This window comes from Pedobacter hartonius, from assembly GCF_900107535.1.
Taxonomy (GTDB): domain Bacteria; phylum Bacteroidota; class Bacteroidia; order Sphingobacteriales; family Sphingobacteriaceae; genus Pedobacter; species Pedobacter hartonius.
In genome coordinates, this window is sequence record NZ_FNRA01000008.1 from 108,874 (window position 1) to 134,070 (window position 25,197).

A 25,197-nucleotide genomic window follows, 5' to 3' on the forward strand; every position below is an offset into this window, starting at 1 on the left:
AAATAATTTTATTGTAAAAAAAATGAGATAAACACACTCTAATATATTAAAATAATATATATAACTGTAGAATATGACTAAGGGCAAACAAAAGTTGCGAAAAATAAAGAGTATAAATAATGGCAATCATAATTCACCAACTAGACTCTACAAGAACCCATCTCAACTTATGTTAACAATAAAATTCACTTATTAAGGAAATTACAGGTTTTGTATGCATTTATTAAGACTATCCCTCCAGTAAGGAATTGTAATCCCGATATTTGACTTAATTTTTGTTTTATCTAAAACAGAGTAATGTGGCCTTTTTGCCTTCGTAACAAACGCCGCTGATGCTACAGGTAAAACCTTCATATCTATTTCTGCAAACTCAAATACAGCCTTGGCAAAATCATACCAGGAAGCCACTCCCTCATTGCTATAATGATAAAGACCATATAGCTGAGGATCATTTTCAATGATTTTTAAAATCACAGCTGCAAGATCCATCGCGTAAGTAGGCGTACCTACCTGGTCATAAATTACAGTAAGTTCATTTCTGCTCTGCGAAAGTTTTAACATCGTTTTCACGAAATTATTTGCTTTCTCTGAGTACAACCAACTGGTCCGGATAATATAATATTGCGTCATAATGGCCGCAATTTCCTGTTCTCCCTTTAATTTGGACAAACCGTAAACGTTGATCGGGCTGGTGTGCAGGGTTTCGGTCAATGGGATACTCGAACTGCCATCGAATACAAAATCTGTAGATATATGTATAAGCGTTGTGTTATATTTCAGACAATTTTCCGCAAGTCTTTTTACCGCAAATTCATTGACCTCAAAAGCATTATCCAAATCTTCCTCTGCCTGATCTACCGCAGTGTAAGCAGCACAGTTGATACAATATGCCGGTTGGAATTCCGCAAAAACGGCTTCGGTTTGTTCCTTGTTTACACAATCTAACTCTGCTCTTGAAAGAAACACAAAGTTAAAAATCTGTTCCGATAAAGGAACAAGCTCTTTAAGGCACTGTCCGAGCTGACCCGAACCTCCCGCTATGATTATATTCTTTTTCATCAATTCTTATGTCCCAAATGGATCTGTATACCTACTGATACGGGGTTAAACAAATACTCTCCTTTTCTGAATTTAACCTCAGAACTTACATCCGGATCGGTTTGACCGCTTGATTGCGTTTTCCCCCAGGCGTAAAAGAATTCCAGATTGCTTTCCGCAAATATAGAAACTTCCCTGATAGGGCTAAGCTTCAGACCAAATACCGGTGTAACAGTAAATCCCCGTTTCCTGGTGTCAATATTTAAATTCTGTGGATTGACATTTGTTAAAGCACCATTGAATTCGTTTGACCTGTAGCCAAGGTCAAGCGCGAAATATGGCTGTATGGCAGAATAAGTGAAATTCTTTTCAAAACCTGCTTTAAATGAATAATCTTTTATTTTACCCTGGGCAAGTCCGCAATTTTCACAATCATTGGAGAATTGAAGGGATTGGTTCAAATAGCTACCGTTCAGCCTGTAGCTAAAAAGATTGTCATTGAATTTAATAATATAACTGCTAAAGTTAGAATTGATGTAACGGTGACCATCCGTCTGATTTAATAATTTCGGCAATTGAAGATAATTGTATCCTCTAACGCCAAAGCTATACGCAGCATCTCCATTTTTCTGGGCGAATGTCAATACGCAGGTTAATAATAAGGGGATAATAAGTAATTTTTTAATCATGCTCGGTACAGGACATTATCGTTATCAAATATAGGTTTGTATACAACTGCGCAATAAGCAAAAACTATGCCTCAATAAGCTCTTTACAGGACAAAAAAATCCGTTCGGATCAAATCAATGCTTTATCCGGTACAGTTAAATTAATACCAGTTAAATTACACACGGGGATTTAATTTAGTTATATTTAAATCCATACAGCAAGCACAAACGTATAGTTTATTTTACAATATTCCAGACATAACTAATGTTGCATGACGAGCAAGGCCGCTTAAAGGCAGTTAATAAGTTTTTAAAACTAAAGATAAGCAGAGAAAATGAATTAACAGAAATCGCCAGGTATGCGGCTGAGATCTGTTATACCCCCATGGCCTTTATTACGCTACTGGATGAGGATACCCAGCATATCCTGTTTAGCGTAGGATCAGACTTCAAACAAACCACCAGGGCAGATTCTTTCTGCAATTATACAATTATACAGGATGATGTTTTGGTGATCCCGGATACAAGTAAGGATGAACGTGTGATGAACAACCCGCTCACAAATCCCGAAAGTGCCAATATTCAGTTCTATGCCGGCGCACCACTGATCACCAAAGACGGCTATAACCTTGGAAGCTTATGTGTAAGCGGCCATGAACCTATGGATTTATCTGAGATCCAGCAAAAAATGCTAGCTGTCCTTTCCCGGCAAGTGATTCATATACTTGACTTTGACGTTAGTCTGGCATTGTTGAACGAACAATATTTAGAAGCAAAAAAATCTGAAATTAAGCTGAGTTCTTTTTTTGAAAGTTCAGTTTCATGCCACCTTTTAATAGGAAAAGATCTGGAAGTGCTCGCATTTAATAAAACGCTGGCCGAAATCATGAGAATTAACCATGGGGTACAAATGCACATCGGAAATAGTGTCATCGACTATATAGATGACGTTTTTTTTTCCGAATTCCTGACTAATTTTAAAAAGGCACTATCCGGCAAACATATACAGAACGAAAGCCCGATGATTACCGGCGGAAGGAAGATCTGGTGGAATTACAACTATGTACCCGCATTTGATGCAGAGGGGGAAATTATCGGCGTATCTTATAATGCGATCAATATATCTGACTTAAAACTCAAGGAGCAGCAATCTAATGCAAAGGATGAGTCGCTCAAAGCAATTGCATTTATACAGTCGCACGAAATTCGCCGTCCCGTATCCTCTATTATGGGCTTAATGAATATTTTTAAGGCCGATGACTATAAGTCATCAAAAGAAGATCTGATGATGCTGGAAAGGGCTGTATTGGAACTGGATGACAAGATCCGCCTCATTGTGAACCATACCGAAAATGATAATAAGGGCTAACTCAAGCCTTTACTAAAGGCAGGCTAATCATGATCTTGGTACCTGATCCTACCTGACTCTCCACGTAGATATTCCCACCCAGTTCTTCAATCTGGGTTTTTACCATGAACATGCCCATTCCCTTTCCGTCTGTTGTGGTATCAAAACGTTTATACAATGAAAAGAGGTGTGCACCATTTTTTTGCATATCGATACCTTTTCCGTTGTCTTCAAAGGTGAGCAACAGCTGATCTTTAACTACAGCGCTTTTGATAATGATCACCGGTGCCGCCTCCGGCCTGCGGTATTTGATGCTGTTTAACGTAATGTTATAAAAGATACTATATAAGTATCCTCTTACAGTAAATAATGACTGCAGCGGCTCGAAATCACAATGTATGGTCACTTCCTCGGCAATCATGAGGTTATTGATGCTAAAAGTAATTTCTTCAACAAGCTGCCGGAAGAAAACCTCTTCTTTTTTCTTATTGACCTGGTCCTTCACCTGTAAAGTCTGGCTCAGATCTTTCAAGATCGTATCCATGGTCTTGATAGAGGTACTCAGCCCATTTACGAGTTCTGTGTGCTGCGTTTCATCCGGATCTTTTAACAGTTCAGTTATGCCCATAATATTGGCCACAGGGGCAAGCAGGTTGTGAGAAACGATGTAAGTGAACTGTTCCAGGCTCTTATTTCTTTTACTGAGCTCTGCATTGGCCTGGGCAAGCGCCATGGCAGTAGTCTTTGATGCGGTAATATCCCTGACAGATAAGATGAGCCCCCAGTTCTGATCATCATCGTTTGCTACAGTGATCCATTTGATACTATACCAGTGATCTTCTCCTTCAGCATCAGTAAAGGTGGAATGATAAGATACACTCTCTCCGTTCATTACCCGCTGGATGATATGGGAGATTTCAGATTTCCTTTTTTCAGGGAAATAATCCATTGCATCGCCACCTATTGCAAGTTCACTCTGACCGAATTTCTCACGGAGTTTTTGTGCAGGAAGATTGTAAGAAACTACTTTCAGTGCATCATTAACCAAAATGTATGCTGTATCAGTATGGTCAAAGAGGGCACGCAAATTCGCTTTGGACTTGAGGATCTGTTTTTCGCTGATCTTCAGTGCAGTGGTATCAGCAAGATTTCGTTTATACAGCCGTTCTTTTTCCCTTACGGCCTGTTCCATATTGCTGACCGCACGCAACCTCACCGACTGATTATATAATACGTAAAATAAACGCTGCGGTTTTTCTTTCAATACATAGTCCACAGCTCCTGCCTTAAGGAGCTCCAGTGCTTCGTCTTCCCGCGCAACAGAACAGATCAGAATAAAAGGAACATCTGCTTCCTGAGCCTGTAATATACCTAATGCCTCCCTTGGACTAACGATATCTAAATCTTCATCAGCCAGAATAATATCCGGTCTGAAATCTTGAAGAAGATTTATATATTCTTCCAGGGTCTGGACAGCTAAATACTGATATGTTGGGGCTAACTCTTCCAATATTTCCAACAATGGTCCTGTGTCACGCACATGGTGCTGGAGGTACAGTATTTTCGGTCTCTTATTCATTACAACCTTAATTCGTATTTGGGCTGCTCAAATATAGGATTTTCATCACTCAGATTATACGTAAACTGCAAAGAAACAGGACTATCAACAATGGAAATTATTTAAATAATTCAGTTTCCACCTATTTAAACAATGATAAATGGATTTAGTTTTATATTTTGATACACTTTTTTATACAAAAATGATACAAAACATTCTCAATCGTTGTTGTTTTTATTAATAAAAATTATTTGTTGTTATCACTGATAACTTAAATTTCCAACGGGTAAAGATGATTAAACCATTCAGCCGGCAAAATGAGAAATTGATTATTTATTTTTGCTACGGTTATAAAATAATAGTAAAATCAAGGCACAACGGCTGATCAGTATCGCTGAATATTTTTTTTGTAATATTGAGCCACAACATATGCCCATGAATATTATTACCAGGTATAAAGATAAATACACCTCTTTGCTGAAGGAAACTCAGATTCCGCTAATGCAGTCGAGGATAAAGATATTGGCCTTTGGCCTGATCCTGTTGAGCTCCCTGACGTTTATCATTTTGTTGAATTCCCTCGTTAACCCTCATATGACCATTGTGATCAGGCTGCTGGTACTTTTGCTCACCATGGCCTTTGCATTGTATCTGCTGCTGGAGAAAGCAAAATGGCAACTATCAGGACATATCTTTCTGTTGTCTCTATGTACCTTTATCTGGACCAACCTCATATTTTACACGTCCGGTATTAACCTGGTGACCATACAACTGTCACTCATTATTATCTCTTCCAGTTTTTATATCCTTGGAAAGAACTGGGGAATATTATATTCCCTGGCAAACGTTGTTCCTATCGTCATACACCTGCTGAACTCCCGCCTGCAGAATGGCCAGGTAACCATCACGCAGTTTCAGATCAGCAACCTCTCCTTTCTGCTCGCACTGATAGTAAATTTCGGCATTTTGATCATTATGCATTATGAATTCTTCAAATCATTCTATCATAGTCACTATAAGGAACGTGAGCTAAATGCACAGTTACAGACGGCCCTTAAAGAGGCGCAGGAGGCCACACGGCTAAGATCAGACTTTCTCTCCTCTATGTCTCATGAATTGCGTACCCCGCTGCACGCTGTGATAGGAATGATCAACGTACTGAGTATAGAAAACCCAAGGAAAGACCAGGAGGAAAATCTGGCGATTTTACGCTTTTCGGCAGAAAATCTCCTTGCACTGATCAACGACACCCTGGACTTCAGTAAGATGAATGCAGAGAAAGTGCTGCTGAATACAGCAGATTTTAATATCAGCACGCTGCTGCAGAATATACACGCCTCTTTCAAATCCAAAGCGGAGCAGAAAGGCCTGGACTTCAGATTGAAAACAGACTTTGAAAGTAACCCGCTCTATGTGAACGGTGATCAGAACCGGCTGACACAGATTCTCAACAATCTGGTATCAAATGCGGTTAAATTTACGGATAACGGGGGCAGGGTAGAATTAAGCGTTACCACTACTGCACAAATTGGACAGCAGGTAGTTTTGTTGTTTGCCGTTAAAGACTCAGGTATAGGTATTCCGAAAAACAAACAGGAAATTATTTTTGAGCCCTTTTTACAGGCCAATAATAATATCACCAAGCGTTACGGCGGCACAGGCCTGGGATTGGCGATCGTAAAAAGACTGATCAATTTACATGAAAGTGAACTGAAACTGGTGAGCGAAGAAAATATAGGCTCAGTATTTTCCTTTGAAATTAGTTATACTCTTGCCAAACCGGAATTACCTGAGGAAAAAATACCGGTTGTTTCTATACCTGTTCAGGAAATCAGCAATCTGAATATCTTAATTGCCGAAGATAATATTATCAATATCATGCTGCTGAAAAAAATACTGGATCAGTGGGACTGTAATTATTCTCTTTCCAAAAACGGGCAGGAGGCACTGGATATGGTAAAGACCGGAACCTTTGACGTGGTCCTGATGGATATCCATATGCCTGTAATGGACGGATTTGAGGCTTCAAGACACATCAGGGAACTGCCCGACGCAAATATCTCTAAAATCAAGATCATCGCACTGACAGCCTCAAGTGACGTAGACATACAGGAATCTTTCAATTTTACGTACCTGGATGATTATCTGCTGAAACCATTCTCTCCACTATTGCTGAAAGAAAAACTGGAGGCCGTAGTAGTTCAGCTATCAGGTAACTAATTGAATACAAACGCAGATACTGGCAGGGCTTTTGATATATTGATCATATGATCGCAAAATTCAATATTCAGGTAAACCTCAATGGATGGCTGATCCCATTCCACATTGAAAGAAAACAATCCGGGATCTTTAAAGTCTTTTACGAGAATACTATTCTTGGCCATTTATTGGTGAATGACTATTCGAAATGGGTATACCTAAACAATGTGGGCAACGAAAAACTGCTCAATCCTTATACTGCCGACAGAATTAGTAAAGCCATAGTAAATTACTAATCAGTCATTTTCATCATCAAGGTAGTTCTTGATCTCTGACCAGGTGAGTTTATGTGAGATGGTATCGTTTAATTCCAGATAGGAAATCAATTTTTCAATCCTGCTGTTGCCTAGCAAATGCAGATAGGCATAAAAATCTGCTGGGTTTTCTTCAGCTGTACTTTTTGTAATTTGATTAAAGTCTTCTTTTAATTTTTCGATTTCAGGCTGTGTTACAGTCATTGTAATAAATCTAGTAAACGCTTAAACAGTAATAATTCTTAATAAAAACTAAAATGATTGAGCATTGTTTTAGAAATTATGCAAAAAAAATTTCGTTAACTTGCGTTTGCCGCATATCTTCCAGGATAAACGGCAATAACCAGGTATGAATAACATCATTAAAGAGATCACCCCGCTGACGCATAAAGACTGTTTCAGCATCTTTTCAAGGGTAAAAAAAAACTTTGATTTCCCCCTTCATTTTCATGAAGAATATGAACTTAACCTGATCATCAATGGCGCCGGCGCAAAAAGAGTAATAGGCGATCATCAGGAAGAGATAGCAGATATGGAACTGGTGCTGGTTGGCCCCAATCTTTCACATACATGGGTAACCCACCACTGCGAAAACACGGCGATCACCGAGGTGACCATTCAATGGCATAAAGATTTTTTCGATGAGAAGTTCCTGAAGAAAAATCAGATGGGCCTCATCAAGGAAATGCTGGAGCGTTCGGGCCGTGGTATCCTGTTCCAGCCGGATACGGCAATTTTGCTGGCAAAAAGATTAATGGCACTTAACGACCTGAAAGGATTCACCGGCGTGATGGAGCTGATGAACATCCTTCATGAACTTTCTACCCTGGATAATATAAGGGTGTTATCGCAAGTGGCGATCAACAATAACCAGATCCTGAATCCGAACAGCCGCCGCATAGATAAGGCCAATGAATTTATGAATGCCAATTTCCAGAAACAGATTACCCTGAAAGATATCGCAAAGCTGGTAAGTATGACCGACGTATCATTTAGCCGCTTCATCAGTAAAAGGACGGGAAACACTTTTGTAGATACTTTGAATGAAATAAGATTAGGCCATGCCACGAGGATGCTGATCGAAACCAATTCCCCTATTGCTGATATTTCCGTCAATTGCGGATTCAATAACATCTCCAACTTTAACCGCATCTTTAAGAAAAAGAAACTGTGTACCCCAAAAGAATTCAGGGAAAACTTCTGTGGTACCAGTGTCTTTATCTGATCATTATTTTTTATGGGGTATGTTAACTACCATTTCACTTCTTCTTTTTAATACCACCCACATTGATCACAGCCCCAACACTGAATATAGAGTTGCCTGCCGTCAGATATTTCCTGTTTTTCAGGCCAAAATTGCTGCTGGTTGTGTACTGTAACTGAACAGCATCACTTAAACGCATCCGTGTAAAGAAAATGGGCTCCAGGAAAATGTTATCTTCTTTTGGTGTGCCAATGCCATTGATGAAAAAGTTGTCCATACTCACATGGCTGATGCGTAATGCAGTACCATAGTTTAAGGGATAATTATTACCGAAGAGATGGAAATTGTTGTTTTTCTTTGAACTGTAATTTACCTGCAGGAATGTTTTGCTATAGTCGGTCACCTGGAGTTCGGTGCTGATCAGGTCTCCGGAATTGTATTCCCTGAGACTCCGGTTGGTCTTTCCCGTCCCCAGCCCCGCGTAAATTTCAAGGATCCTGTTCTTGTCGGGGCCGAAGGTAGTGAAGTACCCTCCCCCTATTTCCACCAGTTTATAGTTAAGGTCCTTGCGCTTGCGTTCACTGTTCATATAAGCCCCTCCAAGCAGCACCCCAATATGATTAGATACCGCATAAGCACCATTAAAATTGGCATTGCCCCTCAGGGAAATATGTGCCCCGCCACTGAATTCTCCCTGTGAGCTTAACATAGGAGTATTGGGAACATTAGGCACATATAATGATGAGCAGGAATAAAGACAGAATAAGATGAGGCAGGCAATTAATTTAAAAGGTTTAAACATTTGATAAGGTTAGGTCAGAAAAACGGATGATCATTTCGTTTCAAAATGAAGCAATAAATCGATTAAGAACAATTTCGTTTTTTAAATAACGTAAATACCCGCTAAAAACAAGGCCAAAAATTCCAAAAAAAATAATTAATTCGCATGAATACGTTTTATCAGGTTTCAATACGATTTTATCTTCACTACATATTAAACGTTAAATCTACGCTTAAACAATTTAGCTTAGGTTTGTCATATGAAGCCTAATTCAGCAAGACACAAGCACTGATATTATTTTATCATAGTGTATTAAATACACCTAAGCAATATATTTTCCTATTGTTGGAGAAAAACGTGAAAAACAGGCGATTTTGATCCAATACGTAACTAAATATTAATTTTATTTTTCTGTTTATCAACTAATTAAAAAATATTATAACATTTTTTAACATTTTACATACAGGCAATTCATATAACTTCTAGCTTTGGGTTAGTGTTAAAAGAACAATAACACCTTCTAACCAAATATAAACCGTATGAGTGTTTCAGAGATTGTAAACGACCCTAGTTTACCCTACAAAAATCATTAACTAATCAAATATTAATCTATTTAAAATTTCAATGTATGAAAAAAAGATTTACTCTTATTTTCTTAATTTCCTGTCTGCTCATTTTTCCTGTTGCACTTTTTGCACAGGATGTTAAAGTAACAGGTAAAGTAACAGACCAGGCTGACGGAGGATCCCTGCCTGGTGTTACAGTAACGATAGAAGGCACAACCCGTGCTACTTTGACTGACGCTTCCGGAAACTTCGCTATATCTGCACCTGCAGGTGGCAACCTGGTATTTAAACTGATCGGAATGGCACCCAAAACCGTTCCTGTTGGAAGCGGTCCTATGAATATAACGCTTGCCCAGGACACCAAAGCCCTCTCTGAGGTGGTAGTGGTGGGTTACGGTACGCAGAAGAAAAGTGTAGTAACAGGCGCCATCTCAAGCGTAAAGGCTGCAGACCTCGAAAACCAGCCCGTAACACGCATAGAACAATCTCTGCAGGGAAGGACTTCTGGTTTAACCATTGCCAGCAGCTCGGGTCAGCCGGGTGCCGCTTCATCCGTAAGGGTAAGGGGTATCACCACATTTAACAGATCCGGTGGCGATAACAATCAGCCATTATGGGTGGTAGACGGAGTGGTAGTGGACAATGGCGGTATCGGTTATATCAACCAATCTGACATTGAATCTATCGAAGTGCTGAAAGACGCTGCCTCTCAGGCGATCTACGGAGCAAGAGCCGCAGCAGGGGTTATCCTGGTGACCACAAAAAAAGGTAAAGCCGGCAATATCAAGATCAATTACAACGGATACTACGGGTTCTCGGGACCATCAAAAAAACTGGATCTTTTAGATGCCACGCAGTATGCAACCATCAGGAATGAAGCAGCTTTCAATGCCGATGCCGAAGCAAGAGCAGCCAACCCTGCCCTGCCTGCATTTGTTCCTCCATTCGCCAATCCTTCAGCACTGGGAAAAGGTACCGACTGGCAGGACGCTATTTTTAACAACAGCGCCAAAAGACAATCGCAGGAATTCAGCATCAGTGGCGGAAGCGAGAAATCAACCTTCTACTCTTCTGTAGGTTACCTGCAGCAGGATGGTATCGTAACTACGGATATCTCGAAATACAAGAGAACGAACATCCGTCTGAACTCTACGCATAAACTGGCGAAATTTTTAACCATTGGCGAAAACCTTGGTTTTTCACATGAAAAATCAACAGGCCTGGGAAATACAAACTCTGAGTTTGGCGGGCCGCTGAGCTCAGCAATCAACCTGGACCCCCTTACTCCCTTAGTGGTAACTGACCCGGCGGTAGCTGCCGGTGCGCCCTATTCAACCAATAAGGTGATCAGGGATGCTAATGGAAATCCCTACGGAATATCCAGCAATGTAGGACAGGAGATCACCAATCCACTGGCTTATATCGAAACCAGAAAAGGTAACTATACCTGGGCAGACAATATTGTAGGTAACGTTTTCGGAGAACTGAAACCGATAGAAGGTCTGACCATCAGGTCCACACTGGGCACGAAACTTTCATACTATGGTACAGAAGCTTTTACTCCGGTATCTTTCCTGAATTCTTCATCAATAACCGGACAAACTTCATTTAACCGCCAGCAAAACCGCCAGGTGAATTATAACCTGGAGAATACTGCCCAGTACAGTAAAACTGTTGGAAAACACGGCTTTAGCTTGTTGTTGGGACAAGGTATTTATGTAGATAACAATTCAAGAGGTACCAACATCACTTACAATAACATCCCTGCAAGTACTTTTGAAGAAGCTTCACTGAACTTTAACGTTTCCAATGACCTGAGAACGGCTTCGGGCTCAGAAGGACAGCTGCATAAAGTAGCTTCATTCTTCGGACGTGTGAACTATGACTTCGATGAGAAATACCTGTTTGAAGCGGTACTTCGCCGTGACGGATCTTCGAGATTTGGTGCCAACAATAAATTTGGTTATTTCCCCTCGGTTTCCGGTGGATGGGTAGTCTCTAAAGAAGCCTTTCTGCAGGATAACAAGGTCTTCAGCTTCCTGAAACTGAGAGCAGGTTATGGTGTGGTAGGTAATGACAACATCAGCGATTTTGGTTATGTATCCCTGCTTGGAGGCGGACGTAACTATACCTTCGGTAACTCCGGAAATTACAACGTAGGCTATAGCCCGGTGTCTCCTTTCCCAAGTCCCGATTTGAAATGGGAAGAAACAAGATCGACGAACATCGGCATTGATGCAACCATTCTGAAAGACTTTACATTCACTGCTGAATGGTACAGAAAAGTCACCAAAGATATCTTACAGAACCCACGTATCCCGCTTTATCTTGGAGGTGTACAAAATCCGCCTGCAAATGTTGCGGACCTGAAAAACACAGGTTTCGAATTTGAACTGGGCTATCGTAAAAAACTGGGCGACTTGACCCTGGGTGCTAACGGTAATATCTCCTTCCTGAAAAATGAAGTAACCAGTCTTGGTAACAATGTACCCTACCTTTCCGGAGGAGAAACTTTCCAGTCTGCAGCTTACCCTATTACCCGTACGGCTGTAGGACAGGCATACAGCTCTTTTTACGGTTTCAAAACACAGGGCATCTTCCAGACACAGGCCGACGTAGATGCGTATACAGGCAGGAACGGAAAGATACAGCCCAATGCTAAACCGGGAGATTTTAAATACCAGGATACCGATGGTGATGGTTCCATCACTGAAACTGACCGTCAGTTTATTGGTAACCCAACCCCAAAATATACCTACGGTATTACTTTCAATGCATCGTACAAGGCATTTGACCTGATGGTATTCGGAACCGGTGTTGGTGGCAACAAGATCTTCCAGGGGCTGCGCCGTTTGGATATCCTGAACGCAAACTACCAGACAAATATCCTGAACCGCTGGACAGGACCGGGTACAAGCAATACTGTTCCACGCCTGATCACCGGAGACCCTAACGGAAACTTTACCAACCCTTCAGATTATTATCTGCAGGACGGAGGTTATTTCAGAATCAAAGTAGTACAACTGGGTTATAACCTTCCAAAAACTACAATTTCAAAAATAGGTATGCAACGTGCCCGTATTTATGCAACGGCAGAAAACCTGTTCACCATTACCAAGTACACAGGTTATGATCCTGAAATCGGTGGTGGCGTGCTCAGCATTGACAGGGGTATCTACCCTCAGGCACGTTCGTTCATGCTCGGTTTAAGTGTTGGATTTTAATTGAATAAAAATATTTTCTCATGAAACCATCATGATCTTACAGACCAGAAATATTGAGAAAGATCATGATAGCTTCATAACCGATTACAAACAAATATTACTCATGAAAAAATATATAAAATATACGGTCTTGTTTGCAGTAGCCCTGATGCTGCTGAATTCCTGTAAGAAATTTGTAGAGGTAGAACCAAGGGGTGCATTTACTGAAACCGGATACTACCGCGATGCCACAGAAGCCTTCAATGGTTTGGTAGCAACGTATGATATATTGGGTTACCAGGCGAATAACTTTGTGACTAAAGTTGATGTTTCTGACGCAGCATCTGATGATAATGTTGCAGGTGGCGGTGGCCCGAATGACGTGACGCCTATGCAGGTAATGTCTAACTATACGCTCACTCCCGCACTGGGACCACAGGACAGTTTATGGGCCGCGGGTTACCAGGGTGTGTACAGGGCAAATATATTGCTGGCTAAACTACCCGCAGTTCCTATGGATGCAAGTTTGAAAGCAAGATATACTGCTGAAGCAAAAGCATTGCGTGCCTATTTCTATTTCGACCTGGTTCGTTTATTCAAGAACATCCCGCTGATCACCGAACCGGTTACGGTAGACAATGCTTATGATATCGTACAGGCTACTCCTCTTGCAGTATATGCCCAGATTGAGTCTGACCTGAAAGCGGCACTGGCAGAGACAAACTTCCCGGCTTCTGTACCCGTAGCTACAGAAGCCGGCAGGTTAAACAAAGGAATTGTACACGCACTGCTTGGAAAGGTATATCTCTATGAGAAAAAATATACAGAAGCCGCAGCAGAGTTCAAAGAAGTTAACGGCGCTACACCGGGGCAGCCCAGCGCTACCTATGGCTATAACCTGGTGGCCAGCTATGCATCGCTCTGGAAGAATGCCAATAAATTTAACAGTGAAGCGATCCTGGAAATTACCCATACAAGCAAATCGAATGCGACCTGGTCCTGCCTAACCTGTGGTGAGGGTAATATCCTGAATATTATGGTTGGCCCCCGGAACTACAACATCCTGGCAGGTAAAACTGCACCTGATTATATCTCAGGTTACAGTTTCCTGCCAGTGACCAAAAACTTTGTAGACTTTTCTCATAATGACCCCCGTTTCAGAGCCTCGGTTGCAAACCTGGACAGCCTGGAGAAAAATGGTATCGTGACTTATGAGAAAGGCTATATGAATACCGGCTATTTCATCGAGAAATTTGCCGGAAGACAGTCGGACAAAACTACCGGTGGTGGCGAGCCTGTGTTAAACTATCCGCAGGATATGTATGAAATCCGCCTAGCGGATACCTATCTCATGGAGGCTGAAGCGATCATTGTAGGCGGTGGCGATATCAGCAGGGCCACGGCACTGATCACCGCAGTAAGAAACCGCGCTTATGCCGACGGACTACAACATCCGGTGGCACCTACCCTGCAGAATATTATTGCAGAAAGGCGTTTGGAACTCGCTTTTGAAGGACACAGGTGGTTCGACCTGGTGAGATGGGGAATTGCCGGTCAGGTACTCGGCTCAAAAGGATTTGTAACCGGAAAACATGAGATACTTCCTGTTCCATTGCAGGAGCTGGACAATACCAAGCTTAAACAAAGCAGAGAATGGGGCGGTTCACTATAATATTCCGTCATCAGCGCAATTTTTAATACCAGGAGGTGGATGTTTACATCCGCCTTTCTGTTTTTTAGATAAGTACCTTTGTATATGGAAATTAACCGTATTGTTAAAATGAAAAAACTCTTAGTCATACTGCTCAGCCTCTCCTTAACCAGCTATGTCATTCCGGCTGCAGCGCAGGGTTTACATGCTGAAGGAACAAAAATCGTAAACGCAAAAGGCGAGAATGTAATACTGCGTGGAATGGGGCTGGGCGGATGGATGCTGCAGGAAGGTTACATGTTAAAGATCAATAAGGAAAGCCAGCAATACAGGATCCGCGAACGTATTGAAGATCTTGTAGGCCCGGAAAAAACGGCCGAATTCTATGACCTCTGGCTAAAGAACCATACCCGGAAAACCGACATTGATTCCCTGAAAGCATGGGGCTTTAATTCAGTACGCCTTCCCATGCATTACAACTTATACACGCTGGCCGCGGAAAAGGAACCGGTGGCCGGAAAGAATACATGGCTGGATAAAGGGTTTTCCATGACCGACAGCCTGCTGGCCTGGTGCAAAGCAAACCGGATCTACCTGATCCTGGATCTGCACGCCCTGCCCGGAGGCCAGGGGAATGACCTGAACATTGCGGACAGGGACCCGTCAAAACCCTCGGTATGGGATAGCGAGGCGAACCGGCAAAAGACGGTGGCACTGTGGAAAAAACTGGCCGGACGTTATGTGAACGAACCCTGGATTGGCGGATACGATATCATTAATGAGCCCAACTGGGGATTTGAAAACCCGGCAGAAGATCAGCATGGCCTGAAAGAACAAAAGAACGCCCCGCTCAGAAAGCTGATGGTGGAAATTACTGAAGCGATCCGTTCAGTTGACCAGAAACATATGATCATTATTGAAGGAAATGGCTGGGGCAACAACTATAACGGAATTATGCCCGCATGGGATAAGAATATGATCCTCAGCTTTCATAAATACTGGAACTACAATGACCAGGCCTCCGTAGCCCATATTGTAAAAATGAGGGACCAGTACAATGTGCCGGCATGGCTGGGCGAAACCGGTGAGAATTCGAACGTGTGGTTCACTGATGCGATCCGGCTGCTGGAGAAAAACAATATCGGCTGGTCATGGTGGCCGCTCAAAAAGATAGGTTTTAATAACCCTTCAGAAATAAGATCGAATCCCAATTATAACGGCATAACTGATTATATGAACGGAAAGGGCAACAAACCTGCAGCAGGTAAAGCTTATAGCGGACTGATGGAGCTGGCTGAAAACCTCAAACTGGAGAACACGATCATCCACCGCGATGTGATCGATGCGATGATCCGCCAGCCTTTTTCTAATGAGACCCTGCCTTTCAAAAACAATATCGTGAGCAATCATACGCTGCTCAAAGCCGTGGATTATGACCTGGGTGTAAGTGGTGTCGCATACAGTGATAAAGACACTGCGGATTATCATGTATCTACCGGAAAAACCAGTCCGGGAAACAAAGGCGGTATATATAGAAATGACGGAGTGGATATCAGCAGTGATTCCAGCAGGCGGGAAGCATATTACGTGAGCAGTTTTGAAAGCGGCGAGTGGCTTCAGTATACCATTACGGTAAAAGAAAAGGGCAGTTATACCTTAACGTTTAAACTGGCGGCAACAGCCAAAGTCAAATTATCGCTGTCTGTGAATGGCAAAGCTGCAGCGAAAGAAATAACCGTTCTCCCTACCGGCGGGTTGACAAATTTCAGGCAACTGGAAGTAAAAAATATTAAATTGGACAAAGGGAAACAGGTATTGAGAGTTTACGCCGATGCCGGAGGCTTCAATTTTGACAGTATACAATTCCAAAAATAACAGCAACTTGAAAGGCTACAGGCGTTTGTTTTTAATCTTTGGGCTGATCATTGCGATGGTCAGCCTTTTCGCGCAATGCATGAATTCCGGCAGGGCACCGGCAACGGAAAAGACCTATGCCGGTATGGAGGCCTGTAAGCAATGTCATGCTCCAATCGTGGAGAGTTACCTGCAGAATCCGCATCAGCAAACTTCAGCTGCTGTGGGAGATGACCAGATAATCAACGGCCACGGCGCGCATTCAGCGGTTTATACATTTGATGCGCATGTAAAGCTGATCGTAGAAAAGAGGGATGGCAAAATGTTCCAGGTACTGTACCTTGATGGCAAGGAACAACTGGCCCGCCCATTTGACATTAAGATTGGTTCAGGAGAAAAAGCCCATACCTACGGTTACTGGAAGGGAAACCAGCTAAAGCAATTGCCCCTGTCCTACTTCAGTGCTATCCGGAGCTGGGCAAACAGTCCCGGATATCCTGCTGATAAGGTTTACCTGGACCGCCCTATAGGCGCACGATGCCTTGAATGCCACAGTTCCTTTGCAGATGTAAAATCAGTTCCCGATGGACCGCTAAAAGTGAAGGAGGAACTGAAGCAAAGCTCGCTGGTGTATGGTATAGACTGTGAACGCTGTCATGGCCCGGCGGGTAAACATGTTGAGTTTCACCTGGAGAATCCACAGGAGAAAACCGCGAAATTCATCGCTGTCTACAAAACACTGAGCCGGCAGCAGAAAACAGATGCCTGTGCAGTTTGTCATTCGGGAACCGATATGGAAGTACAAAAATCAACTTTTGGCTTTAAACCGGGGGATGACCTGAAAGACTATTATTTCAGGCCTTACGGAGCTGTTGCGAAAAAGTCGCCGGATGTACATGGGAACCAGACCAGCATGCTTGCCGCAAGCAAATGTTTTATCAACAGTAAAACAATGGAGTGCTCTTCCTGTCACCGCACGCATGAGAACCTTAAAGGCAATCTGACAGCCTACTCACAACGCTGTATCAGCTGCCATGCTACTGCAACCATAAAACACAGCCCTGCAACGTTAGCCAATGCGATGGTCAAAACGAACTGCATTGACTGCCATATGCCGGAACAGGCTTCCAATCTGATCTCTTTTCAGCTTGCCGGGAAAGCGAAAACCTCGAAGTACTTTTTAAGAACACATAGAATCGCCATTTACTAACCTGCACTATGATCAGGTAGTCTCTCCTGAACACTGAAGTTTTATTGAAAGATTATATGCCTTTAAGTTAGTCACTAAGCTCACTACATCCATTTACTTAGATAGGCATTAAATGCATCCTTATACTGTTCCCCTACAGTGATGCTCAGTTCGCCGATGTTTAAGCTGTTTTTTGTAACCGAATTCACTTTATCCAGGGAAACGATGTAAGACCTGTGTACCCGCATGAAGGATTTAGGCGAAAGCTTCTGCTCCAGGGCCTTCAGGGTAATCAGTGACAATACAGGCTTAGGCGTGCTTTCAAGATAAATTTTAGCATAGTCCTTCAGGCCTTCAATATACAGGATGTCACGCGTGGCAATACGCACCAGCTGGTATTCCACCTTTAAAAAAATATATTCTTCATCCTCAGCAGGCTGGCTGGCCAGGGCTGCTGCCGGCGCAGGTTTCAGCAGTTCTGCATAGGCCATTGCCTTATTGGCCGCGGTAAGGAATTCCTCATAATTAAAGGGTTTCAGCAGGTAATCGAGTGCATCTACTTTGTACCCTTCCAACGCAAAATTATTAAATGCAGTAGTAAAGATCACCCTCGGTCCCCCACTTCCGGGCTGCCTGTCAAGGATTCTCGCCAGCTGGATCCCCGTAAGGTCAGGCATCTGGATATCCAGGAAGATCAGGTCGATCTGCTGATCGTGGATCATCTCCAGCGCTTTTACGCCGCTGGAAAAACTTCCTGCAAGATGCAGGAAAGGAGTTTGTTCTATAAAGCTGCACACCAGGCCAAGAGCCAGGGGCTCGTCATCAACGGCTATACAATTCAGGATCATCAAGTGTTAAAGTTAAATGAACAATAAATTCATTGCTATCTTCAGTTTTCCGGGCTGAAAAAGTATGTTTTCCGGGATATAACAAATCCAGGCGCCTTTTGGTATTGCTGAGTCCGATCCCGCCGTAGCTATCTACGATTTCGGCATTTTCATTAAAGATCGTATTGGTGACCTTCATTTCCAGCACCTTGTCCTGCAGACTGAGCTCTATGGCAATAACTGACGGTGCTACGGCACTTACCCCGTGTTTAAATGCATTTTCAATATAAGGCAGGAACAGCATCGGCGCAATCTGGATATCCTGGCTTAACAGCGGCCCCTCGAATGAAACTTTAGTGGTGTCATTCAGGCGCAGTTTCATCAGCTCAAGGTAATCCACAATAAAAGATACTTCCTTACTCAGTGGTGTGATACCTGCCTGTGTATCATACAGAAGATAACGCATCATTCTGGACAGTTTATGCAATGCCCTTCTGGAATTCTCTACATCTACGTGTGTTAAAGCATAGATGTTGTTTAAAGTATTGAAAAAAAAGTGAGGGTTGATCTGTGCCTTCAGGAAGGAAAGCTCCGAGCCTATCTTTTCTTTTTCCAGTGCTTCGCGCAGTTGTTTATCCGCCTGCCATTTCTGGATCAGCGTAACACTGGTGCTGATGCCAACGATCATCAGGGTCATCATGATCAGGAAAATATCTAACCTGTCCTTCCGTCTGTGAGGCCTGAACACTCCCGAAGCGTTGAATGCCTTGTCCATCAGCTCCGGAAGATGTAAAGATTCATCCAGCATATTGATCAGCGGGCCAACAACGCATAAGATTGCAAGGATCACCACGATAAACCCGAAATTCCCGTTCTTCATCAGCAGGCGCGGAACCAGTATATTACTATTGATATAGAACACCGCAACCAGCATGATGAGCACACCGCTCTGTTTGATCCAGAACTGGTAAGGCAAAGGGATATTCCAGCTTAAGGGCTGGTAAAAAAGCAGGATAAAAGCAAAGAGCATCCAAACGAGTAAGTGGAGGAGGATGGTGATATAGGCACGGCTTTTTACTGGATTCATCTTTTCCAAAATTAGGCTTGATAACTGCATGCAAGGTAATCAACCTTCTTAGAAATGTCCAATCTTTCCATCGGCTGTATTGTACTGCTGGTCGGCGTATTTGCAGGCCAGGTCTATCGTGTTTTTTTTAACCCTTAAAGAAGTGTTGATTTGAGTGATAAACAAGGATTTTTAAACACTTTATATGTTAAACCTAACCATTAAAAGTCTGCTCCTGCTTTTTTTAAGCTTCTCCTGCATCAGGGGATTCAGCCAGGACACGACAGGAAAATCCGTTCCTCCCATCTGGGACCTGGAAACCTGCCTGCAATATGCGAAGAGCAATAACATCACACTTAAGAATCTGAGACTGGATACTAAAAGTGCGGAGCAGGATAAATTGCTGGCAAAATCAGCAGTATTGCCCGACCTGTATGGTTCCGGATCCCTGTCATATAACCACTATAACCGGAATACAAATGGCAGTACATCGGCTATCAATTCCTCAGGATCATACGGATTGAGTTCTGCCTGGACACTGTACCAGGGTGGATATCTGAAAACGGATATCAAACAAAAAGACCTCTCCGTACAATCGGCAAACTACAATGTACTGGTGAGCGAGAATGATATTACCTTACAGATCACACAGGCCTACCTGAACATTCTGGTGGACAAAGAGAGCATCATCTACAACAAAGACCTTGTTAAAACCTCTACTGCCCAGCTGGCACAGGCACAGCGTCGTTTTGATGCGGGTACCGTAGCCAAAAAGGTAGTGATCCAGTTTGATGCCCAGCTGGCTACCGACCGTTATAACCTGACCGCGGCAGAAAATGCAGAACGCCAGGATAAGATTACCCTGAGGCAATTGCTGCAATTGGGTGATGCCAGGGATTTTGATGTGCTGAAGCCAGACACCGTATTGTCTGACGCGCCAATTCCCAGCCTGATGACCGTGCAGAAGTACGCACTGGAAAACCGCCCGGAGGTAAAAGGCGCCGAACTTGCGGTACGCATTGCTGACCTTGATCTCACGAAAGCCAAATCAGGCTATCTGCCTACGCTAAGTCTCGGTGCAGGCATAGGAACCAGCTTTGCCAATGACCCTACCTATAATACCTTCAGGCAGTTTGATAACAACTTTTATCAGCAGGCCGGATTAACCCTCACTGTGCCCATCTTCACCAAAAGACAAAATAAAACCAATGTGGCAAAAGCCAGGATAGCCATCGACCAGAGCAGAAATACCCTGGAAAATACCAAAACGACACTGGCACTGACCACAGAAAAAGCATATATCACGGTACAGAATTCGAAAACACAGTTTACCTCGGCCACTGAGCAGCTGAAGTACAACCAGGAGCTTTACCGGATCTCCAATGAAGAACTCAGGATCGGAACCGCAAACGTCTACGACTTTTACCAGCAGAGAAACCTGTACGTACAGGCACTGCAAAGCTTTATACAAGCAAAATACAACGCTGCACTGGCAGCAAGAATCTATGAGTTTTACCTTGGAGTACCTATTAAATTATAAATCATGAAGCCAAAAAAAATTATCTTAATTATTGTTTCTATTGTGGTCATTACTGGCCTGATATGGTATTTCTTCATGAGGAACAAGGAACAGCCTGCTGTGCTGACAACTGAAAAACCGGAAACAGGAATGATCTCTACCAGCGTAACCGCCACCGGTACGATACAACCGGTAGATACGGTAACTGTAGGTACACAGGTTTCCGGTACGCTATCAGCAATGTATGCAGATTTCAATTCAACCGTAAAAAAAGGCCAGCTTCTGGCTGAACTGGACAAAACGTTGTTACAGGCAACCGTAGATCAGGCCAAGGCAAGCGTTGCGCAGGCACAAAGCAACGAGGTGTATCAGGCGGCAAATTACAAACGCCAGCAGCAGCTGTTCCATACAGATGCCATCAGTAAATCTGAATATGACCTTGCTTTAAACACCTATCAGGTGGCAAAGGCAAATGTGAACGCCACAAAAGCACAGTTACGTTCGGCAGAAAGAAACCTTTCCTTTACGCAGATCTACTCTCCCATTGACGGAGTGGTACTGGGCAGGAGCGTAAGCATCGGCCAGACCGTAGCGGCAAGTTTCAGTACACCAACCATTTTTACCATTGCCAAGGATATCACCAAAATGCAGGTAGAGGCCAAGGTAGATGAGGCGGATATAGGTAACGTAATGAAAGGGCAGCGCTCTACTTTCACCGTAGATGCCTTTATTGATGATACTTTTAACGGAACGGTTAAAGAGATACGTTTACAGCCGGCAATTTCATCAAATGTGGTAACCTATACCACAATCATTGACGCGCCGAATGATGATAAGAAACTGAAACCGGGAATGACGGCAAGTATAGTGATCTATACCAAAGAGGTAAACGATGCCCTGCTGATCTCTGCAAAAGCATTGAAATTCCGTCCGGACTCCACGCTCGGTAAAGACTACGAAATCATTCCGATCAAAGGTTTAAGAGAGGGAAAATCAAGAATGAAAAAGACGATTACCCAACCCAGTGGTGAAAAAACAGAGGTAGTCAAAAACGAACCGAGTTATGTATGGCTGGTACAGGGCAAAAAACTGGTGCAGAAACAGATTAAAACCGGGTTGAATGACAATACCCATGTCCAGGTGCTGGAAGGGCTTACCACCGGCGATGTGGTAGCATCCGGCACAGAGACGGTAGTTAAAGGGGCACCTGCAGCTGCATCAAGTCCGTTTATGCCGAAAAGACCGGGAGGAAACAGACGATGAGCAACAAGATCCTTGAAATCCGTGACGTAAAACGCGAGTTCATCATGGGCACCGAAACGGTGAGGGCATTGAAAGGGGTATCCTTTGATGTGAATGCCGGAGAGTTCGTGACCATTATGGGAAGCAGCGGCTCGGGCAAGACCACGCTGCTGAATATGCTGGGTTGCCTGGACAAACCTACTGAAGGCACGTATCTATTGGACAATGTAAACGTGAAGGAACTGTCCAAAGACGAACTGGCCAAGCTGAGAAACACCAAGATCGGCTTTGTTTTCCAGGCATACAACCTGCTTCCACGGACTACCGCGCTGGAAAACGTGGAACTGCCTTTGATGTATAACCCCTTGATCAGTTCACAGGAACGCAAAGACAGGGCAATTGCAGCCCTGCAGGCAGTAAAGCTTGACGGAAGGTTCGACCATACGCCCAACCAGTTATCCGGCGGGCAGCAGCAGCGTGTGGCTATTGCCAGGGCTTTGGTGAATGAGCCTGTAATGATCCTTGCAGATGAGGCCACAGGAAACCTGGATACACGTACTTCTTATGAGATCATGTCGCTGATGCAGGACCTGAATTCAAATGGAAAGACGATTGTTTTTGTAACGCATGAGCCCGACATTGCCGCATTTAGTACCAGAACAGTAATGCTGAGGGACGGAAAGGTGCAGAAAGATACAGAGAACATAAACCGCCGCTGGGCAAAAGAGGCACTGGCGTCACTGCCGGAGTCAGACGATTATTAAACAGAAACCATTATGAAGATCATTAATCTTATACTTCTGGCCATGAAAGCACTGCAGCGCAATAAACTCCGCGCATTGCTCACCATGCTGGGCATCATTATAGGGGTGGCCTCTGTCATCACGATGATGTCTATCGGGGAAGGTTCCAAACAGAGCATCAACAACTCTTTGTCAAGCATGGGCTCCAACATGATCACGATCATGCCGCAGAGTAACGAACCCGGAGGCGCGAGAATCATGGGGAGCAGCTTTAAAACGCTTACCATTAAAGACGTGGATGCACTCAAAAAGAATGCAGCACATATCGCATCGATATCTCCACTGGCATCTTCCAGCGGGCAATCCATCAGTGGTGCCAACAACTGGCCTACCACTATACAGGGCGTAAGCCCGGAATACCTGGACATCCGGAAGCTTTCTGTACAGGACGGCATTATCTTTTCTGAGCAGGATGTAAAATCTTCTGCAAAGGTTTGCCTGCTGGGCAAGACAGTGGTAGACAACTTATTCCCCGGGGGCGAAAGCCCGCTGGGTAAGGTCATCCGCTTTGGGAAGATCCCCCTGCAGGTGATCGGGGTACTTACACCAAAGGGAACAAGCAATTTCGGACAGGATCAGGATGATATCATCATTGCTCCCTATACCACAGTTCAGAAAAGGGTATTGTCCTCTATCTATTTTAACCAGATCTATGCATCTGCGACTAAGGAAGATGATTCTGACGCTGCGGTTGATGAGGCGAACACCGCATTAAGGGAAACGCACAAGCTCAGGGAAGGTGAAGAAAACGATTTCCAGATCAGGACACAGGCCGAGCTGATGACCATGCTGAACTCCACCAGCAGTATGATGACTGCCCTGCTTACTGCCGTAGCCAGTATCTCTCTTGTAATTGGTGGAATTGGGATCATGAACATCATGTACGTTTCCGTGACAGAAAGAACGAGGGAGATCGGTTTAAGAATGTCCATCGGGGCAAGAGGTGTGGATATCCTGCTGCAGTTTCTGATCGAAGCCGTGATGATCAGTGTGACAGGCGGTGTGATCGGGGTAATTCTGGGCATTTCAGCCGCAATTATCATCCCGGCCATGTTGAACTGGCCAACGGTGATCTCGGAATTCTCCATCATCATTTCCTTCCTCGTGTGTGCCATTACAGGAATATTCTTTGGCTATTATCCCGCATTAAAGGCTTCAGGACTGGATCCTATTGAAGCACTGCGGTACGAATAAAGATTCTCATTTCTATACCTACGGCCCGGTTTCCATGATCCGGGCCGTTAAAGTTTAATCATGGCAGATCATTTCTTAATCCTGACATCGAAAATAAAATCACTGGCGTTAAGAACTTTTACAAGTTCCATTTTAGCAGATAAAGGATTGATCAGATAATTATATTCTTTAGCAATTATTGATGACGGTAGTTTTACTCCAAGATATTCTTTCTCCAAAAACAACTTCGAGCCAAAATCCTTTGTAGACTGTGGACCGGGATGACTCTGCCAGTCTCCAGGCAATTCACTGATCTTAAAAGACCTAAATTCTGCTTCGGGAATCTCGTAAGTAGTGATATTCAGATTTCTCGGGATACTGTTCAGTTCAATATTGGCTGCGTACTCCAAAATAGCAAGCGCCCTGCTTTCAGAAGCATAAATACAGGGAATACCAGCATTATTCCACCTTCCACCGTTGAGCCTTGAACCTAAACCTTCTGTGTCACCGGAATAGGGCTGTTTTGAGAGTCTGTATATCTGCATCGCCTAAGAATAAATACCATATTCAATACGGCCTATGATCTCTTTTACTTCATTAATACCAGAACTGGTATTTAACAGATCTATAGGAATCTGATATCCGAGGGCACGGTTTTGGGTGTACATCCACCTTTCGAAGTTCTCTTTATCCTCGAAGACATGATAACCGTACTCATATAAGGCTGACAGCGCAAGGATTTTTTTACTGATTGATGCACTGAATCTGTCGTCATCTTTCTTTTTGTGAATGTTTGTTTTGCTTGTTCCCAGAATGGCGGAAAGATGATCATCATCCATATTAATATGGTTTTTCATCTCTACTAAAGTTGATTTTGAAATTCCTGTTCTTACTTGTTTCATCTTATCAAAATTTGATTCAAGTTATAAAGCTACAGACAAGATAAGCTTCAAAACTTAAATAGTTTCTTAATAAGACAAATATAAAACTTTTT

At 43.3% G+C, this 25,197-nt stretch carries 21 protein-coding genes; 12 read left to right on the top strand and 9 right to left on the bottom strand.

Annotated features, from left to right (window positions below; all coding sequences use genetic code 11):
- Positions 1-201: 201 nt before the first annotated feature.
- Both rfbD and BLW16_RS14685 read right to left on the bottom strand, forming a co-directional pair.
- Positions 202-1,059, bottom strand: coding sequence for a dTDP-4-dehydrorhamnose reductase (gene rfbD, locus BLW16_RS14680; RefSeq protein ID WP_090557927.1), 858 nt, complete (start codon positions 1,057-1,059; stop codon positions 202-204).
- Positions 1,059-1,727, bottom strand: a complete 669-nt coding sequence (locus BLW16_RS14685; protein WP_090557930.1) for a hypothetical protein — start codon at positions 1,725-1,727, stop codon at positions 1,059-1,061. The genes rfbD and BLW16_RS14685 overlap by 1 nt, the downstream gene beginning before the upstream one ends.
- Positions 1,728-1,971: 244 nt before the next feature.
- Here BLW16_RS14685 and BLW16_RS14690 point away from each other — a divergent pair, with 244 nt between their 5' ends.
- Positions 1,972-3,075, top strand: a complete 1,104-nt coding sequence (locus BLW16_RS14690) for a GAF domain-containing protein (protein WP_090557932.1) — start codon at positions 1,972-1,974, stop codon at positions 3,073-3,075.
- A gap of 1 nt (position 3,076) precedes the next feature.
- On the opposite strand, the gene BLW16_RS14695 is transcribed toward BLW16_RS14690, so the two are convergent.
- The gene (locus BLW16_RS14695; protein WP_090557934.1) at positions 3,077-4,633 is read right to left on the bottom strand and encodes a sensor histidine kinase; all 1,557 of its coding nucleotides are present in this window, start codon (positions 4,631-4,633) and stop codon (positions 3,077-3,079) included.
- Between the two features lie 414 nt (positions 4,634-5,047).
- Here BLW16_RS14695 and BLW16_RS14700 point away from each other — a divergent pair, with 414 nt between their 5' ends.
- Positions 5,048-6,832 carry an ATP-binding protein gene (locus tag BLW16_RS14700; protein ID WP_175470588.1) on the top strand — a complete coding sequence of 595 codons (1,785 nt, stop codon included), beginning with the start codon at positions 5,048-5,050 and terminating at the stop codon, positions 6,830-6,832.
- A 47-nt stretch (positions 6,833-6,879) separates the two neighbouring features.
- Positions 6,880-7,107, top strand: coding sequence for a hypothetical protein (locus BLW16_RS14705; protein WP_090557938.1), 228 nt, complete (start codon positions 6,880-6,882; stop codon positions 7,105-7,107).
- Here BLW16_RS14705 and BLW16_RS14710 read toward each other — a convergent pair whose 3' ends face one another.
- Positions 7,108-7,329: a hypothetical protein gene (locus BLW16_RS14710; RefSeq protein WP_090557940.1), complete on the bottom strand. Its 222-nt coding sequence runs from the start codon at positions 7,327-7,329 to the stop codon at positions 7,108-7,110.
- 145 nt (positions 7,330-7,474) lie between these two features.
- Between BLW16_RS14710 and BLW16_RS14715 the strand changes: the two genes are divergently transcribed.
- Positions 7,475-8,350 carry an AraC family transcriptional regulator gene (locus tag BLW16_RS14715; RefSeq protein ID WP_090557942.1) on the top strand — a complete coding sequence of 292 codons (876 nt, stop codon included), beginning with the start codon at positions 7,475-7,477 and terminating at the stop codon, positions 8,348-8,350.
- Between the two features lie 34 nt (positions 8,351-8,384).
- Here BLW16_RS14715 and BLW16_RS14720 read toward each other — a convergent pair whose 3' ends face one another.
- Positions 8,385-9,131 carry a hypothetical protein gene (locus tag BLW16_RS14720; protein WP_090557944.1) on the bottom strand — a complete coding sequence of 249 codons (747 nt, stop codon included), beginning with the start codon at positions 9,129-9,131 and terminating at the stop codon, positions 8,385-8,387.
- A gap of 607 nt (positions 9,132-9,738) precedes the next feature.
- Between BLW16_RS14720 and BLW16_RS14725 the strand changes: the two genes are divergently transcribed.
- From BLW16_RS14725 to BLW16_RS14740, 4 genes are all read left to right on the top strand, one after another.
- Positions 9,739-12,900: a SusC/RagA family TonB-linked outer membrane protein gene (locus tag BLW16_RS14725; protein WP_090557946.1), complete on the top strand. Its 3,162-nt coding sequence runs from the start codon at positions 9,739-9,741 to the stop codon at positions 12,898-12,900.
- A gap of 103 nt (positions 12,901-13,003) precedes the next feature.
- Positions 13,004-14,551 (top strand): RagB/SusD family nutrient uptake outer membrane protein, encoded by a 1,548-nt coding sequence (locus tag BLW16_RS14730; RefSeq protein WP_090558194.1) that lies wholly within the window; start codon positions 13,004-13,006, stop codon positions 14,549-14,551.
- Positions 14,552-14,659: 108 nt separating this feature from the next.
- The gene (locus BLW16_RS14735; RefSeq protein ID WP_245735293.1) at positions 14,660-16,405 is read left to right on the top strand and encodes a cellulase family glycosylhydrolase; all 1,746 of its coding nucleotides are present in this window, start codon (positions 14,660-14,662) and stop codon (positions 16,403-16,405) included.
- A gap of 7 nt (positions 16,406-16,412) precedes the next feature.
- On the top strand, positions 16,413-17,594 hold the full coding sequence (locus BLW16_RS14740; RefSeq protein ID WP_175470589.1) for a cytochrome c3 family protein: 1,182 nt from the start codon (positions 16,413-16,415) through the stop codon (positions 17,592-17,594).
- Positions 17,595-17,677: 83 nt separating this feature from the next.
- Here the strand turns inward: BLW16_RS14740 and BLW16_RS14745 are convergent, their stop codons facing one another.
- On the bottom strand, positions 17,678-18,421 hold the full coding sequence (locus BLW16_RS14745; protein WP_090557953.1) for a LytR/AlgR family response regulator transcription factor: 744 nt from the start codon (positions 18,419-18,421) through the stop codon (positions 17,678-17,680).
- Positions 18,396-19,487, bottom strand: a complete 1,092-nt coding sequence (locus BLW16_RS14750) for a sensor histidine kinase (protein WP_090557955.1) — start codon at positions 19,485-19,487, stop codon at positions 18,396-18,398. Before BLW16_RS14750 ends, BLW16_RS14745 begins: the two co-directional genes overlap by 26 nt.
- 184 nt (positions 19,488-19,671) lie before the next feature.
- On the opposite strand from BLW16_RS14750, the gene BLW16_RS14755 reads away from it, so the two are divergent.
- From BLW16_RS14755 to BLW16_RS14770, 4 genes are read left to right on the top strand one after another with little or no spacing between them, the layout of a single operon-like run.
- Positions 19,672-21,006: a TolC family protein gene (locus BLW16_RS14755; RefSeq protein ID WP_090557957.1), complete on the top strand. Its 1,335-nt coding sequence runs from the start codon at positions 19,672-19,674 to the stop codon at positions 21,004-21,006.
- A gap of 3 nt (positions 21,007-21,009) precedes the next feature.
- Positions 21,010-22,248, top strand: a complete 1,239-nt coding sequence (locus BLW16_RS14760; RefSeq protein ID WP_090557960.1) for an efflux RND transporter periplasmic adaptor subunit — start codon at positions 21,010-21,012, stop codon at positions 22,246-22,248.
- Positions 22,245-22,991: an ABC transporter ATP-binding protein gene (locus tag BLW16_RS14765; RefSeq protein ID WP_090557962.1), complete on the top strand. Its 747-nt coding sequence runs from the start codon at positions 22,245-22,247 to the stop codon at positions 22,989-22,991. Before BLW16_RS14760 ends, BLW16_RS14765 begins: the two co-directional genes overlap by 4 nt.
- Positions 22,992-23,003: 12 nt before the next feature.
- Positions 23,004-24,224, top strand: a complete 1,221-nt coding sequence (locus tag BLW16_RS14770; RefSeq protein ID WP_090557964.1) for an ABC transporter permease — start codon at positions 23,004-23,006, stop codon at positions 24,222-24,224.
- A gap of 68 nt (positions 24,225-24,292) precedes the next feature.
- Here the strand turns inward: BLW16_RS14770 and BLW16_RS14775 are convergent, their stop codons facing one another.
- Positions 24,293-24,748 (bottom strand): RES family NAD+ phosphorylase, encoded by a 456-nt coding sequence (locus BLW16_RS14775; protein WP_090557966.1) that lies wholly within the window; start codon positions 24,746-24,748, stop codon positions 24,293-24,295.
- A 3-nt stretch (positions 24,749-24,751) separates the two neighbouring features.
- Entirely contained in the window at positions 24,752-25,105 is a 354-nt protein-coding gene (parS, locus tag BLW16_RS14780) for a type II RES/Xre toxin-antitoxin system antitoxin (RefSeq protein ID WP_090557969.1), read from the bottom strand.
- Between the last annotated feature and the right edge of the window lie 92 nt (positions 25,106-25,197).

What these genes read in the sequence shown, in the direction of transcription:
- BLW16_RS14755 (WP_090557957.1), top strand. Translation starts at nt 19,672, where the DNA reads ATGTTAAACCTAACCATTAAAAGTCTGCTCCTGCTTTTTTTAAGCTTC.
- BLW16_RS14700 (WP_175470588.1), top strand. Translation starts at nt 5,048, where the DNA reads ATGAATATTATTACCAGGTATAAAGATAAATACACCTCTTTGCTGAAG.
- BLW16_RS14765 (WP_090557962.1), top strand. Translation starts at nt 22,245, where the DNA reads ATGAGCAACAAGATCCTTGAAATCCGTGACGTAAAACGCGAGTTCATC.
- BLW16_RS14730 (WP_090558194.1), top strand. Translation starts at nt 13,004, where the DNA reads ATGAAAAAATATATAAAATATACGGTCTTGTTTGCAGTAGCCCTGATG.
- BLW16_RS14735 (WP_245735293.1), top strand. Translation starts at nt 14,660, where the DNA reads ATGAAAAAACTCTTAGTCATACTGCTCAGCCTCTCCTTAACCAGCTAT.
- BLW16_RS14745 (WP_090557953.1), bottom strand. Translation starts at nt 18,421, where the DNA reads ATGATCCTGAATTGTATAGCCGTTGATGACGAGCCCCTGGCTCTTGGC.
- BLW16_RS14685 (WP_090557930.1), bottom strand. Translation starts at nt 1,727, where the DNA reads ATGATTAAAAAATTACTTATTATCCCCTTATTATTAACCTGCGTATTG.
- BLW16_RS14760 (WP_090557960.1), top strand. Translation starts at nt 21,010, where the DNA reads ATGAAGCCAAAAAAAATTATCTTAATTATTGTTTCTATTGTGGTCATT.
- parS (WP_090557969.1), bottom strand. Translation starts at nt 25,105, where the DNA reads ATGAAACAAGTAAGAACAGGAATTTCAAAATCAACTTTAGTAGAGATG.
- BLW16_RS14720 (WP_090557944.1), bottom strand. Translation starts at nt 9,131, where the DNA reads ATGTTTAAACCTTTTAAATTAATTGCCTGCCTCATCTTATTCTGTCTT.
- BLW16_RS14775 (WP_090557966.1), bottom strand. Translation starts at nt 24,748, where the DNA reads ATGCAGATATACAGACTCTCAAAACAGCCCTATTCCGGTGACACAGAA.
- rfbD (WP_090557927.1), bottom strand. Translation starts at nt 1,059, where the DNA reads ATGAAAAAGAATATAATCATAGCGGGAGGTTCGGGTCAGCTCGGACAG.
- BLW16_RS14750 (WP_090557955.1), bottom strand. Translation starts at nt 19,487, where the DNA reads ATGAATCCAGTAAAAAGCCGTGCCTATATCACCATCCTCCTCCACTTA.
- BLW16_RS14690 (WP_090557932.1), top strand. Translation starts at nt 1,972, where the DNA reads ATGTTGCATGACGAGCAAGGCCGCTTAAAGGCAGTTAATAAGTTTTTA.
- BLW16_RS14710 (WP_090557940.1), bottom strand. Translation starts at nt 7,329, where the DNA reads ATGACTGTAACACAGCCTGAAATCGAAAAATTAAAAGAAGACTTTAAT.
- BLW16_RS14695 (WP_090557934.1), bottom strand. Translation starts at nt 4,633, where the DNA reads ATGAATAAGAGACCGAAAATACTGTACCTCCAGCACCATGTGCGTGAC.
- BLW16_RS14770 (WP_090557964.1), top strand. Translation starts at nt 23,004, where the DNA reads ATGAAGATCATTAATCTTATACTTCTGGCCATGAAAGCACTGCAGCGC.
- BLW16_RS14715 (WP_090557942.1), top strand. Translation starts at nt 7,475, where the DNA reads ATGAATAACATCATTAAAGAGATCACCCCGCTGACGCATAAAGACTGT.
- BLW16_RS14705 (WP_090557938.1), top strand. Translation starts at nt 6,880, where the DNA reads ATGATCGCAAAATTCAATATTCAGGTAAACCTCAATGGATGGCTGATC.
- BLW16_RS14725 (WP_090557946.1), top strand. Translation starts at nt 9,739, where the DNA reads ATGAAAAAAAGATTTACTCTTATTTTCTTAATTTCCTGTCTGCTCATT.